The 14,661-nt window shown below is 40.2% G+C and carries 13 protein-coding genes; 9 read left to right on the forward strand and 4 right to left on the reverse strand.

Annotated features, from left to right (window positions below; translation table 11 throughout):
• Positions 1–283: 283 nt before the first annotated feature.
• The 6 genes from FTU37_RS01665 (at position 284) to FTU37_RS01690 (ending at position 5,954) form a co-directional block, all read left to right on the forward strand.
• On the forward strand, positions 284–1,708 hold the full coding sequence (locus FTU37_RS01665; RefSeq protein WP_180050362.1) for a phosphomannomutase/phosphoglucomutase: 1,425 nt from the start codon (positions 284–286) through the stop codon (positions 1,706–1,708).
• A gap of 10 nt (positions 1,709–1,718) precedes the next feature.
• Positions 1,719–2,627: an acetylglutamate kinase gene (gene argB / locus FTU37_RS01670; RefSeq protein ID WP_078190033.1), complete on the forward strand. Its 909-nt coding sequence runs from the start codon at positions 1,719–1,721 to the stop codon at positions 2,625–2,627.
• Between the two features lie 209 nt (positions 2,628–2,836).
• Positions 2,837–3,685, forward strand: a complete 849-nt coding sequence (locus FTU37_RS01675) for a class II glutamine amidotransferase (protein WP_111885279.1) — start codon at positions 2,837–2,839, stop codon at positions 3,683–3,685.
• A gap of 263 nt (positions 3,686–3,948) precedes the next feature.
• Entirely contained in the window at positions 3,949–4,404 is a 456-nt protein-coding gene (locus tag FTU37_RS01680) for a bacteriohemerythrin (RefSeq protein WP_078190032.1), read from the forward strand.
• 141 nt (positions 4,405–4,545) lie between these two features.
• A complete protein-coding gene (locus tag FTU37_RS01685; RefSeq protein ID WP_180123667.1) occupies positions 4,546–5,628 on the forward strand; it encodes a hypothetical protein in 1,083 nt (360 codons plus the stop codon).
• Complete coding sequence (locus FTU37_RS01690) at positions 5,628–5,954, forward strand: RnfH family protein (protein WP_180123668.1); 327 nt, start codon at positions 5,628–5,630, stop codon at positions 5,952–5,954. Before FTU37_RS01685 ends, FTU37_RS01690 begins: the two co-directional genes overlap by 1 nt.
• Positions 5,955–5,997: 43 nt before the next feature.
• On the opposite strand, the gene FTU37_RS01695 is transcribed toward FTU37_RS01690, so the two are convergent.
• Positions 5,998–6,396 (reverse strand): outer membrane protein assembly factor BamE, encoded by a 399-nt coding sequence (locus FTU37_RS01695; RefSeq protein ID WP_078193102.1) that lies wholly within the window; start codon positions 6,394–6,396, stop codon positions 5,998–6,000.
• Between the two features lie 112 nt (positions 6,397–6,508).
• On the opposite strand from FTU37_RS01695, the gene fur reads away from it, so the two are divergent.
• Positions 6,509–6,946, forward strand: a complete 438-nt coding sequence (fur, locus tag FTU37_RS01700; protein ID WP_078193101.1) for a ferric iron uptake transcriptional regulator — start codon at positions 6,509–6,511, stop codon at positions 6,944–6,946.
• 79 nt (positions 6,947–7,025) lie between these two features.
• On the opposite strand, the gene FTU37_RS01705 is transcribed toward fur, so the two are convergent.
• A complete protein-coding gene (locus tag FTU37_RS01705) occupies positions 7,026–8,147 on the reverse strand; it encodes a PilT/PilU family type 4a pilus ATPase (protein ID WP_168379063.1) in 1,122 nt (373 codons plus the stop codon).
• A gap of 27 nt (positions 8,148–8,174) precedes the next feature.
• Positions 8,175–9,212 (reverse strand): type IV pilus twitching motility protein PilT, encoded by a 1,038-nt coding sequence (locus FTU37_RS01710; protein WP_078190026.1) that lies wholly within the window; start codon positions 9,210–9,212, stop codon positions 8,175–8,177.
• Between the two features lie 125 nt (positions 9,213–9,337).
• On the opposite strand from FTU37_RS01710, the gene FTU37_RS01715 reads away from it, so the two are divergent.
• Positions 9,338–10,024: a YggS family pyridoxal phosphate-dependent enzyme gene (locus tag FTU37_RS01715; RefSeq protein WP_180123669.1), complete on the forward strand. Its 687-nt coding sequence runs from the start codon at positions 9,338–9,340 to the stop codon at positions 10,022–10,024.
• Between the two features lie 193 nt (positions 10,025–10,217).
• On the forward strand, positions 10,218–11,018 hold the full coding sequence (locus tag FTU37_RS01720; protein WP_180123670.1) for a thioesterase family protein: 801 nt from the start codon (positions 10,218–10,220) through the stop codon (positions 11,016–11,018).
• Between the two features lie 47 nt (positions 11,019–11,065).
• On the opposite strand, the gene FTU37_RS01725 is transcribed toward FTU37_RS01720, so the two are convergent.
• Complete coding sequence (locus FTU37_RS01725; protein ID WP_180123671.1) at positions 11,066–14,659, reverse strand: AAA family ATPase; 3,594 nt, start codon at positions 14,657–14,659, stop codon at positions 11,066–11,068.
• Positions 14,660–14,661 lie beyond the last annotated feature (2 nt).

The raw sequence follows: 14,661 nt of genomic DNA on the forward strand, positions 1-14,661 counted from the left end.
GATATTTGAAAAGTAAAATATATTTAGATGAACGGATGGTTTGATTGTTAGTGTGTCTTAATGTAATGATTTATTTATGAAAATATTTTTTATGGAAATAGGTATTATTGAGTCGATTGTAAGTTTTTGATCAGTCTTTAAATATTATTAATTGATTGTTAACTAAAATTGTTATAAAAAAGTTACACTTTTTTACAGGATTTTATCCTTTAATTAAAAGCTTAAATTCTCATGAGAATCTTAGATTTTTTAATTAATAAAGATGTAATTAGAAGAACATAGTATGGGTTCACTGTTTAGTCACTTTCCGCAACATATTTTTCGTGCATATGACATTCGCGGGAAAATATCGCTCTTAAATGCTGATTTAGTTCAGTCAATTGCTTGTGGCTTAGTCAAACAATATTTAGATGTAGGGCAAAAGAGACTTGCCATTGGCTATGATGCGCGTTTAACCAGTCCAACCTATGCAAAAATAATTCAAAAAGTCTGCCATGAGGCTGGCCTTGAAGCGGAAATTATTGGCTGCTGCTCAAGCCCGATGTTGTATTTTATTGCGGGACAATTTCAAGGCAATGGCATTATGGTGACGGCGAGCCATAATCCAAAATCAGATAATGGTATCAAGTGGATTATCAAAGGTGAGCCACCTTGTCCAGAGATGATTCAACACGTTGCAGTCGAAGCACGAAATTGTTTTTCATCGGAACGTGTGCATTTGATGACTGAAATTGAGCCACACGAAATCAAGCCTGAATATTGTTTGGCCTATCAGAAATTTATTTTAGATGACATTCATTTACAGCAACCACTTAAAGTTGTGATCGATGGCATGCATGGTTCAGCTGGGCATTGTGCAGCCTTATTATTAAATAAATTAGGCTGTGAAGTTTTGGCATTACGTTGCCAAGCTGATGGACATTTCCCTGATCATGCTCCAGATCCATCACAGCTCAAACATTTAACCCATCTCCGCCAAGCCATACAGCTACAAAAAGCCGATATTGGCATTGCTTTAGATGGTGATGGTGATCGTTTAGTGCTGATTGATGAAACTGGCAAAGTCGTTTCTGCAGATCGATTATTGTGTTTATTTGCTGAAATTTGTTTGACTCAAAAACCACATGCAGAGGTGGTATTTGATGTGAAATGTTCAACAATGATTCGGGATACCGTGTGCGATTTAGATGCGCAGCCTGTCATGATTCGAACGGGCAGTAGTTTCTTGCGAAAATATATTTCCCAATCTAAAGGCAAAGCGGTTTTTGGTGGTGAATACGCAGGGCATTATGTTTTTAATGACGGTCGTGGTGGTGGCTATGACGACGGTCTATATGCTGCCTTAAGGGTCTTAGAATATATTCAAACTCAGGGGCTGACATTGTCAGAAGCTTTGGCGAAATATCCAGAGCGCTTTAGTACCGAAGATTTATATGTCAGTACGCATCAGCATGATCCAGCGGAAGTTTTAAAGCAGGTTGAAGCCAATTCTACGCGAATTCTGGCACAAATCAGTAAAATTGATGGAATACGCCTTGATTTTGATGATGGATTTGGCATCATTCGAGCATCGAATACAGGTGAGTATTTCACTTTACGCTTTGATGCCAACTCATCAGCACGCTTAAAAGAAATACGAGATCTGTTTGTTTCCATGTTAGTTGAGCACTATCCAGACATTGCTCATGACATTCCAGATGCTCAATAAGGAGAGGCAAATGCCACATCAACATACTGGCATCGACAAAGCACAAATCCTGACGGAAGCTTTGCCGTATATTCAACGTTTTGCGGGTAAGACGCTGGTAGTGAAGTATGGTGGTAATGCCATGACCGATCCTGAGCTTGAGAGCTCATTTGCACGTGATATCGTGCTGCTGAAAACGGTTGGTTTAAATCCGATTGTGGTTCATGGCGGTGGTCCACAAGTGGATTCATTCCTCAAACAATTAGGCCGTGAGTCTGATCGTATCGACGGTATGCGCGTGACTGATCCTGCAACGATGGAAGTTGTCGAGATGGTCTTGGGCGGCAGCGTGAACAAATCGATTGTGAACTTAATCAATAAACACGGTGGCCGTGCAATTGGTTTAACGGGTAAAGATGGTAATTTGATCCGTGCGCAAAAATTATTGATGGAAAAAACAGCCGAAGATGGTTCAGTAAAACAGATTGATTTAGGTCTAGTTGGCGAAGTGGTTGGTGTGAAAACTGACGTACTTGAAATGTTTACCCAAAGCGATTTTATTCCTGTGATTGCACCATTAGGTGTAGACGAAGACGGCAACACCTATAACATCAATGCTGACTTGGTTGCAGGTAAAGTGGCTGAAGCATTGGGTGCGGAAAAGCTAATTTTATTGACCAATATCACGGGTGTTTTAGACGAAAATAAAAATCTGCTGACTGGGTTAACCACCCAAGAAGTCGATCGTTTGATTGAAACTGGCGTGATCTATGGCGGCATGATTCCGAAAGTTGGCTGTGCATTAGATGCAGTCAAAGGCGGCGTAATCAGCGCACATATTGTTGATGGTCGTGTACCTCATGCAACATTACTTGAAATCTTTACGGATCATGGTGTGGGTACATTAATCACCAATCGAACCAATGTGAAAAAAGCTTAAGATACTTAGCATTTTTTGATATAAAAAAGCCTCTTTTGAGGCTTTTTTATTATTTATCAGTTGGCTAAGTAACTTTTGAAAAGATCAAATAATGTATTTGCCCTGTTGGATTATAAAAACTCTTACAATGGCGCCGATTTTAGATTTACAACAACTAAAACTGTCATGCACAATAGAGAAATCATAGATTTACTGCTGAAATGATCGATATGTGCCAGCTGCTCGGAATGAATTGTGCGACTCCTACCGATATAACTTTTTCGTTTCGGGGATTTTCGCAGCGAGCAGGAATTACCTCAGATCATTGTGATGGCTTTGGTATCGCTTTTTTTGAAGATAAAGCATGTCGTTTATTTGTCGACAATCAATCTGCTGTAGAGTCTCCGATTGCTGAGCTGATCCGAAACTACCCGATTAAATCTCGCAATGTGATTGCACACATTCGTAAAGCGACACAAGGCAAAATTAATCTTGAAAACTCACATCCATTTAGTCGTGAATTGTGGGGCAGACAGTGGATTTTTGCACATAATGGCGACCTACATGGCTTTCAGCCTGAGCTCACAGGGCGCTTCAGCCCCGTCGGCAATACCGACAGTGAATTGGCCTTTTGCTATTTGCTCGAGCAAATGGTGAAACGTTTTGGTTATACCGAACCTACACTCGATCAGGTGTTTGATCTGTTATTAGAAATTTCTCCTAAAATTGCAGAACATGGCACCTTTAATTTTTGTTTGTCGAATGGGCAGGCGCTATTTAGTTATGCGATTACCAAGCTGCATTGGCTGGTTCGAGAGTTTCCATTTCAGCCTGCACAGTTGATTGATATTGATGTTGAAGTCGATTTTAGTGAAGTCACCACGCCTGAAGACCGTGTTGCCGTGATTACCACTGAACCCCTAACGCAAAATGAAGTTTGGACCGCATTTGAGCCGGGTGAAATGATTTTATTTCAACATGGCCGTCCAATACGTGCTGCAAAGACGGTTGTTGAACGTTTAGAACGTGAGCGGCTGGACCCATCTTTAAAACGTGTCACACGTGCAGATCAGTATTAATTTTGAATGAAAGATATTCATTATAAAAATGAATATCTTACACTTTATTGAATTAAGCGTGTTTTCTAAGATATTGAATTGATTAAAAAATATCTTAGCTTTATACTCGGGATTAAATAAATTAACATAATAAAAACAATTGATTACAATATAAATAGCAGTATTTCAATTAAAACCAACCTTTTTACTTCATTTTTATTTAAGTTCTTTAATTATATGATGAAATTTACGTGATAAGTCCTTCATATTTATAGGTGGTCGTAATGAAAATGAAATGGGTTCCAGAATACAATACTGGTATCGATGTGATTGACGATCAACACAAACGGATTCTTGACTACATCAATGAAATTGATGGCATTGACGCAAATACAGATCGTGATCGTGTAAAACAAATTCTGGAAAACATTATTGATTACACGCAATCACATTTTACCTTCGAAGAATCTTTACAAGAAGAAGCGGGTTATAAATATCGTGTGCCACATAAACGCGTACATGATTTATTTATTAAAAAAATTGAATCTTACCGCGACCGTTTTGAAATGGGGCATGCGATTGAAAATGAATTACATGAAGTGCTTTCAAAATGGCTGATTAACCATATTCAGCACGATGATGCTGATTATGTCGGTGCGGTTAAAGAAAATATGATGGGTATCATCAAAGAAAAAGAAAAGAAAAAAGGCAAAAATTGGTTTGCACGTTTCTTTTCATAAGCCCAAAAATGAAATAAAAACAATTAAATTCTTATAATATTATTTGCGCAGCAAATCACCTTTAAGGTGGTTTGCTTTTTGTTTTTGATTTTCAAGGCACGGCAAGGCAAAATAGCGCTAGAATTTTCAAAGGAATTTGTCATGCAGGACAATGCGATGTCGAAATGGTTATCGCCACTGATGGCGTTCTGTTTATCTTTTATCATTATTGCAACTTTAGCACCGGTAACAGGTATTCAAATTGAACGTCAGCTAGATTTCTGGCTGTTGTGGCTAGGTACAATGCTTATTTTAGCTTTACCACTATGTTATTTGGAGATTGCGTTAGCAAAACGCTCAAAAACCACAGCAGTCCAAGCGCTGTCTTCGCTGACACGTGATGCAGATGCTTCGCCAAAATGGCGTTTGGTGGGATGGCTTGCCGTAGTATTTATTCCATTTCTAGCAGGTGCCATGCTTTCAGCCGCGTCGCAATATGTGGCAACTTTTACAGCCAATGGTTTTGCTTATAGCATGATTTTGGCTGTCCTTGCGGTGATTGCATTTGCATTGTCATTTGTACCACGCCAATTTTTAGTGATCTTGACCACTATAGGTGTGATTGTTGCAGTGGTCTTGGCGAATGTCATGGGTACTGCATTGCCAGAATGGAAAATGACTACGCTTGAATTTAGTGAGTGGGGCAATGCAACAGTCTTGGCGCTCGTAGCAAGTGGTTTGGGGATGGGCTTGTACTGGCAGTCAAGTTTGCCAGCCGTGAAGCAACAAGAGATTGCAAGCAAAACGGTATTTCCAATTTGGATTGCTCAACTCTTGGCAGTGGTTGCCTTTGCTTTTTTCGCAGCAAAAGCACAAGTACCTGCTTTAGCATTGGTTGTGGGTTTAGTTGCAGCTTCTGCATTACTGATTCAAATGGCACGTGAACAATTACAACAACGCCAATTGGCTGTAGTGTTGCAATCGGCGATTTTATTGGTTGCCGTATTTGCATGGGCACTGAGCACGGTTGTACCAGTCTTTAATATTGCCTTGTTGGTTTGGGGCTTAATCATTTGTCTGATTTATGCGATTTTCGCAGGTTGGATCATGAAGATTAGTCATCTACGTAAGTCAATGAACTTCAGCCATGAAGCTTTCTATAATATTTGGCGTATTGCCGTACGTATCGTCTTGCCCTTGTCGATAGTATTGGCATTAGTAGCTGTAATTGGGCAGTTATTCTAATGACCGCTCAGTTACAAGTGTGGGTGGCTTATGCAGGCGTTGAACAGCAGATATTAATTCCGCTGAGCTTTAACCCCGGTATGACTGCTGAAGATGCCATTGTACAAAGCGGCATTCGACAGCAAGTTGAATTACCCGAAGAGTTAACCCTTGGAATCTTCGGGGCGCGTTTAAGCGATGCTTCTCAGTTACTTGAAGCAGGTGATCGCGTTGAAATCTATCGTGCATTAACCATTAATCCGAAAGATATTCGTCGTAATCGTGCCAAGAAAAACCCCGTTGGGCGTTATTGTCGAGGCAATCGTTTCAAGCAATTGTACTTATAAAAAAAACCCCTAAATTTAGGGGTTTATTTTTATATTAAAGCGACTATAGTGGTGGCGCAGTTAAAATCGCTTCTTTAGAACCCGGTAAGCCAGGTTGAGACTCAGGAATGGTTTCTAAGCCTTCAATTTTTTGAACGATACCATTTTGGTCAAAGAAGATTTTTAAGTGCTGACCATGTGCAGCAGGAATCTTGGCTTTTTTAGCATATGTTCCTGGGGTATACTTATAAATGTAGTCCCAACGCAACGGATTCATTGGATCGGCAACAGTTGGACTACCTAGCAAAAAGCGAACTTGTTGGTGGCTCATTCCCACTTGAATTTTAGCCGCTTGTGCTTGAGTTAAAGGTGTACCTTGTGGAATATCAACTTTATAAACGCCCAAGGTTGAACAGCCTACGAGCAATGAAGTGACGAATAACGTCAGCATGATTTTTTGCATTTTGCTAAACTATCCCAAATTAATTATGATGCATTTGATCCAAGGATAGATCATACTGCATCTAAACTTTGTTGCATATTCCAACTTTAATTTTGTTGAGAGACCTTTTTTCATGCCTATTTCAAATCAAGATTTACGTAAAGCTGGACTTAAAGTTACACTTCCACGAATTAAAATATTGGAATTGCTTGAAAATTCAAGACAACATCACTTAAGCGCAGAAGATATTTATAAGACTTTACTTGAACAGGGTGAAGATGTGGGTTTAGCAACTGTGTATCGCGTGTTAACACAGTTTGAAGCTGCAGGTATTATTCAACGCCATCATTTTGAAAACAATCATTCTGTTTTTGAGATTATGCAAGAAGATCACCATGACCATATTGTGTGTCAAAACTGCAATAAAGTGGTGGAATTTACTAATGATGTGATTGAGCATGAGCAACATCAAGTGGCAGAAAAATTTGGTTTCCAACTTACAGGTCACTCATTAAATCTTTATGGCTATTGTGATGCGCCTGAATGCCAAGAAGCATATCGTAAAAAATAATCCTATACGGATGAGAATGAATAAAAAAACAGACTTTATATGAAGTCTGTTTTTTTATGTCCGAAAGCATTATGCAAATTTAATGTTGACCATCAAAGGTAATATTTGAATTTGCACGCAGTAAATGCTCACCACCTTCTTCAGACAATTTAATTTGTAGACGCAGGTCGTTCGGTGAATCGGCATGTTTTAGCGCATCTTTGTAGCTAATTTGCTTGGCTTTATAAAGGTCATATAAAGCTTGGTCAAAGGTTTGCATACCCAGTTCACGAGAACGCTTCATCAGGTCTTTAATTTCGTGCACTTCACCCTTACGGATTAAATCTGAAATTAAAGGTGAGTTGATCAAAATCTCAATGGCAGCACGACGTGAATTACCATCAATGGTTGGAATCAATTGCTGCGCAACCATTGCTTTTAAATTCAAAGACAAGTCCATGAACAGCTGACTATGACGATCCGCTTCAAAGAAGTGAATGATACGATCGATGGCCTGGTTGGCGTTGTTGGCATGCAGTGTTGCAAAAACCAAGTGACCGGTTTCAGCAAAGGCAATCGCATAGTCCATGGTTTCACGTGAACGAATCTCACCAATCAGAATCACGTCAGGTGCTTGACGTAGCGTATTCTTTAAGGCAACTTCGAAAGAGTCGGTATCAATACCCACTTCACGTTGGGTAATGATACAGCCTCGGTGTTGGTGTACAAATTCAATCGGGTCTTCAATGGTAATGATATGACCTTTGCTATTTTCATTACGATAGCCAATCAAAGATGCCAAAGAGGTTGATTTACCTGTACCCGTTGCACCTACGAAAATGATAATGCCACGCTTGGTCATCGCTAATTCTTTTAAAATCGGCGGTAATTTCAACTCATCCATCGTTGGAATAACGGTTTCGATACGACGCAGAACCATACCTGGCTGGTCACGTTGTTGAAAGGCGCTGACACGAAAACGAGCAGATTTACTGGTATTACTAATGGCAAAGTTACATTCGCGCGTATCGGCAAATTCCTTACGCTGTTTGTCAGACATAATTGAATGTAAGATTTGACCGACAGTCGGGCCCGGTAACTTAGTCGAGCCAATTGGCAAAATTTGCCCATTGATCTTAATCGAGGGTTCAACATCGGCTGTAATAAACAAATCCGATGCTTTTTTCTCCACCATATAATCAAGTAAGCCGTTAAAATCCATAACGATCGCCCCAGAAAAATAAAAAAATTACAAGAAAGATTCGGGTTGTTTTGCTGCAGTCCGTGCAGTTTGCGTACTAATAATGCCTTTTGCGACAAGGTTTTTTAAGCTTTGATCGAGTGTGGTCATACCGTAGTTGGCACCCGTTTGAATCGCAGAATACATTTGCGCGACTTTGTTTTCACGAATCAAGTTACGGATCGCAGGAATACCGATCATGATTTCATGCGCAGCCACACGACCGCCACCATTTTTCTTGAGTAGGGTTTGTGAAATTACGGCTTGAAGTGATTCGGATAACATGGCACGAACCATATCTTTTTCTTCAGCAGGGAATACGTCAATCACACGGTCAATGGTTTTTGCGGCAGAGGTTGTATGTAGTGTACCGAAGACCAAGTGACCGGTTTCAGCAGCAGTCAGTGCCAAACGAATGGTTTCAAGGTCACGCATCTCACCGACTAAGATAATATCCGGGTCTTCACGCAGTGCGGAACGAAGTGCTTCGTTAAAGCCGTGCGTATCACGGTGTACTTCACGTTGGTTGACCAAGCATTTTTTTGATTCGTGTACAAATTCGATCGGGTCTTCGACCGTTAAAATATGGTCATAACGGTTGTCGTTAATGTAATCAACCATCGCAGCAAGCGTGGTTGATTTACCCGAACCTGTTGGACCGGTCACCAATACGATGCCACGTGGATATTCACAAATATCTTTGAAGATTTGGCCCATGCCAAGATCTTCAATGGTTAGTACTTTTGAAGGAATGGTACGGAATACGGCACCAGCACCACGGTTTTGGTTAAATGCGTTCACACGGAAACGAGCCACACCAGGTACTTCAAATGAAAAGTCAGTTTCTAATTTTTCTTCGTAATCACGACGCTGTTTATCGTTCATGATGTCGTAAACCAATTTGTGCACTTCTTTGTGTTCAAGAGCAGGTAGGTTGATACGACGAACTTCACCATCCACACGAATCATCGGTGGCATACCAGAAGATAAATGTAAATCCGAAGCGTTATTTTTGGCAGCAAAGGCCAATAGTTCTGTAATGTCCATAAAATCCCCGAGATAAAAATTAAATCTTAATTATTTTGATAGAATAATAAGGCTTTCCCACAGCTTAACCAACACTTAGTTGCAGGGCAATGCAAAAAAAGATGAATGAAATGAGAACCCCGTCAATGAATAAACTTCAAGAAGCACGAAATCAAGTTTTGCAGCAAATTGAGCAGGCTTGCCAACTTGCGGGTCGCCCACAGCAGTCGGTTGAATTATTGGCTGTATCAAAGACGCATCCTGCTGAAATGCTAAGAGAAATGTATGCAACGGGGCAACGATCATTTGGTGAAAACTATCTGCAAGAAGCGCTTGAAAAAATTGAGGCTTTGGCAGATTTAGAGATTGAATGGCATTTTATAGGTCATGTACAGCGTAATAAAACCAAACATTTGGCTGAAAAGTTTGCGTGGGTGCATGGGGTAGACCGTTTGATTATTGCGGAGCGTTTATCAAGCCAGCGAGAAGCGACTCAAGCGCCTTTGAATATTTGCCTACAAGTCAATATTGACGCGCAAGATACGAAGGATGGCTGTCAGCCGAATGAAGTAGCAGATTTGGTCGCACAGATTTCTACGCTACCGAATTTACGCTTACGTGGACTAATGGTAATTCCTGCTCCAAACAATCCACAAGCTTTTGTTGATGCTAAAGTGCTCTTTGAGCATGTCAAAGCACAGCATACGAAACCTGAGGATTGGGATACCTTAAGCATGGGGATGTCAGGTGATATGACAGATGCGATTGCTGCCGGATCCACCATGGTTCGCGTGGGGACAGCATTGTTTGGCGCACGTGATTATTCAAAATAGGACAGAAGATTCAGCCTGCTTTCAAAAACTAGGCTTATAAAGTGTAAGCACAGCAGATAAATTTTCACAATAGATGAAACCTATGGGTTCAAAGTGAGCCTTTTAATTTGAACTTTCCATTAAAGTTGAGTACAAAATAATCAGGATGTTTTTGATATTGAAGTAATTCACACTTGGACAAATAGGGAAGTTCATGACGGCATATTATCAGTTGATTCAACGCGATGTAGATGCGCAAGGCTGTGTCACGGCACATTACCATTCGACCAATTTAGCACAAGGTGCATGGAATGCACATGAGCAACACATGGCACCAGCTACAGGCATTATTTGTGCTGAATTAGACCGTTTTTCACCACGTCATGATATGCGTATCGGGCGCATTAGCCTCGATATTTTGGGCTTAATTCCTGCTGGCGAGTTTGAAATAATCACGCAAGTGATTCGTCCGGGAAAAACCATTGAACTGATTGAATCTGAAATGCGGGCGCAGGGCAAAAGCTGTATTGTCGCAAGGACATGGCGAATGATGACGCAAAACTCAATAGATATTTCTGGAGTTGAAGATCATCAGGTTTGGGGGCCAGAAAATGCGCCCATTTGGGAAGGGATACACCAATGGCCGGGCGGGTTTATTCAGTCGATTGAAGCTCGAAGTCATGAGCGACGAGCTGGTAAAGGTATTGTTTGGTTGACTACAACATATGACATGATTGAAGGTCAAACAACCGTAGATTTTGTCAGGTTAATGGGGTTAGTTGACACCGCGAATGGCATCGTACCGCGGCAGGAATTTCCCGTAAAATGGGGCTTTCCAAACTTAGATTTGCAGATTCATTTGTACCGTATCCCGGCAGGGAAATGGCTTGGACTAGAAACGGTTCAACAATATGGAACAGATGGAATCGGTTTAAGTAGTACGATTCTGCATGATCTACAAGGTCCATTTGGACGCAGTGAACAGATTTTAACGCTACGTCCACTTGGGACGTAGCGAGCTAGAGAAGCAAAAATTATACAGCCTGCTTTAAGCAGGCTTTTTTAAGACACGATTTGGATGGTACTTGCACTTGCTCCGACAGGATTGACCTGAATTTGCACAGGAATTCGTTCGTGCATTTCTTGAATATGCGAGATCAATACTACTTTACGGCCTTGGTTTTGCAACTGATCTAGAGCATTCATGACCATGTGTAGACTTGAGGCATCTAGCGTGCCAAATCCTTCGTCAATAAATAGGCTTTCGATTTTCGTTGTTCCTGATGCCATGCTTGCAATGGCTAAGGATAAAGCGAGTGCTGTTAAGAACGACTCACCACCTGAAAGCGAAGAGACAGAGCGAGTTTCGCCATCCATGTCATGATCGATAATGGCTAGACTTAAGGAATTTTCAAGGCGCTTTAAGGTATAGCGCTGTGAAAGTATCGCCAATTGCTGGTTAGCATACTCGATTAAAATATCAAGGTTATATTGCTGCGCCAAATCACGGAACTTCTTGCCCGTTGCATCGCCCATTAAGCTCGAAATTTTATTCCAACGATGTTCTTCAGATTGGATCTGTTGAATCTGATCGGCAAATTGTTTTTGTTTGCTGAGGTTAGAAAAATGAACATCTAACTTACTTTTAAGTTGATCTCTAAGTTCTTGCTGTTCTGCAAGGGCTTTAAGATTTAGTGCAATGACACGCTCGATTTGTAAAATTTGTATTTCAGGCTGTGTTTTTAAATGCTGTTTCAACGTTTCTTGAATAGCCTGAATGCCTGCTTGAGCATCTGAATAGGCACGTTCTGCATTTAAAACACGCTGTTTAAGCTGCTGTTCTTGTTCATATGAAATTGCACTAAGTTGCGCTAACAGCGTTTCACTAAATTCTGAATTTTGGCTCATCCATTGTTGAAGCGTATTTTCAACATGCCTCATTTGAGTGACTAATTGTGTTTGCTGGGTGAGGTATTCTTTTAAGCGACTTTGACTGGTTTCAAAGGCTTGACGTACTTGATCGAATGTTTGACGAGCCTGATTGAATCTCGTCTGTAACAGTTGTCTGTTTTGGTCAAAATCATTTAACCAATCATGTGGTTTTTCAACTTGTGTTTGGGTCATCTCAAAAATAGTTTGAATCGCAATATCACTATTTTTTTTGCCCTCAATTGTTAAATTTTCAATTAGATTTTGAGCCGTTTGAATTTTTTCCTGACTAAATTTAATTTGTTGCTGATAGTGCTCAAGCTGTTGTGAAGTTTGATTATATTGAGTATTTAACTCGTGGCGTTGCTTTAAGTAATTTTGACGTTGTTGTAGTGTGTGATAAATCTGTTCAGCCGCGCTTAAAGTCGACTGTTCCCATAATTTTTTTTCTACGTCATTCAACACAATGAGAATATGCTGAATATTGATTTCAGCTTGTTGCACACTGGATAAGTGCTGTGTGGTTTGTTGAATTGAAGTTATGAGTGCATGACTTTGTTTTTGAGCATTTTCATGTGAAATTAAGGCATCTTCAGTTTGTTTTTGCGCTTGTTGTGATTCATTGATTCTTGTCTGAATCAGTTGCGCCAAGGCTTCATGCTGATGTGAAAAATCAAAAGAAATATTTAGAATATTTAATTGTTGTTGAAGCGCATTTTTTGCCTGATCAAGTTGTATTTTTAAGGTCGCTAGCTGTTGCGCATTGGCATCCATTAACGCGGTTTGCTGAGTGGAGGTGGTTTGTAATTTTTGCCAAGCTTCGAAAGCCACTTTTTCCAATGCAAGTGCTTGTTGTTCTTGTTGCGTTTGTAGTTTCAGTAATTCATCAGAAAAAGCTTCTTTTTCTGAATAAGGATGATGGGTACTTCCACAGACTAAACACGCTTCGCCATCGACCAAATCTGCACGCAATTTTTCAATATTTTCCGTATTCAGTAAGCGCTGTTGTTGCAACATGTGTTGCAGTTTTTCACGCTCATTTTTCTGCGTTTGATAGGTAAGTTCGGCCGTTTTTAGCTGCGTATGACTTTGTTTAATTTGCTGAGCTAGTGTACGTTTCACCGTCATGAGATTGTTGTTTTCAGCATCAATATTTTGGAAGCTTTGCCATTGTTGCTGAACAACATTGAGCTGATTTAATTTTTGTAAAAGCTGGTCACGTTCGTAACGTAGTGATGAAATTTTCTGATTGAGCGCATCTTCTTGCCCAACTGTTTGCGTTAATTTTTCAAGTTGTTTTTGTTGTGTCTGTAATTGTGTATTGGCTTGTTGCACATTGCCATAATTTTTTTCAAATTGTGCATAACTTTGAATAAATCGTTGAGTCTGTGTGATATGCGCTGAAAGTGCATCATCGAGTGAGGCAAAGTGATTTGAACTTTCTAGCTGTGCCGTGTGTTGAGCAATATTGGTTTGCAGTTGCTCAAGCTGTTCCTTCATCTGTTTTTCATTGTTGATATGCGGAACAAGTTGGTTTTCAATCTCTTTAAAATCACCTTGCGCTTTGCGTAATTGATCTACCAATACAAGACGTTCAGCAATCCGGTCACGCACCAGTTTAATTTTGTCTTGATGTTGAATCTCAAATTGATGCTGTTGTTTTTGTTCTGTATCTATTTTTTCAAAGATGGTTTTTTCAGCATTGAATTGTTGTTCAATCTCTGAAAAATGCTGTTGTGCATGTGTCAATTGCGGCTGTAATTGTGCAATTTCAAGCTTGATATTTTTTTGTTGAATTACACTTGGGCGTATAGATGAAAAGCGTTCAAGTTGTTGCAGTTGTAGCTTTTCAGGCGCAAGTGCATCAAGTTGTTGTTGCTGATTTTGTAGTTGTTGCTGACGTGCTTGCACATCAGTTTCGTATTTTTGCTTTTGTTCATACCACTGTTGATTTTTTTCGAACGCTGATTTTTCTATTTCCAGCTTTTTATATTCTGTAGAAACCGTATTGAATTGATTCGTGGTTGTTATTAGATCTTCATCAGACAATATTTCAATATGTCCTAAAACATTTTCCAGCTCTTTACGCTGATTGGCAATTTGTTTAGTTTTTTCAAAGGCCAATTGACCAATTTTTCCGAAAATACTGGAATTGGTCAGATATTCCAATAGCTCGCCACGTTCATTATCACGCGCTTTTAAAAAAGCGGTCACTTCTGACTGAGCCAATAAAACGGCACGGGTAAATTGCTCAAAACTGAGCTGGGTAATCCGTGAAATTTGGCTCTCAACCGCTTTGGTTTTATCCGCAACGACACTACCATCCGTTAAGCATTTCAGTGAACGCTGTACGCTTTGCAATTTGCCATTTGGGTTTTCACGGGCACGTTTAATTTCCCAGCGTGCAGCATAGATTTTTTGGTCTTGAGCAACAAAGCTGAGCTCGGCAAAGCCTTGACCTGTGCCACGGCGTAATACGGTTTGCGGTGAGTTGGTTGGCAACTCTGAACCATCTACATCGATGAGTTTGCCATCACTGTCTTTTAGTCGTGGCACACGGTTAAACAGCGCCAAACACATGGCATCTAAAATGGTCGATTTACCTGCACCTGTTTTACCAATAATTGCCACTAAGCCTGCACTAGCCAATGGCTCAGATTCAAAATCAATAAAATGCTCACCCGCTAAAGATGCCAAGTTTTTAATGCGTATAGATAAAATTTTCATAG

The sequence above is a fragment of the Acinetobacter sp. YH12097 genome (genome assembly GCF_013419225.1).
Lineage (GTDB): Bacteria > Pseudomonadota > Gammaproteobacteria > Pseudomonadales > Moraxellaceae > Acinetobacter > Acinetobacter amyesii.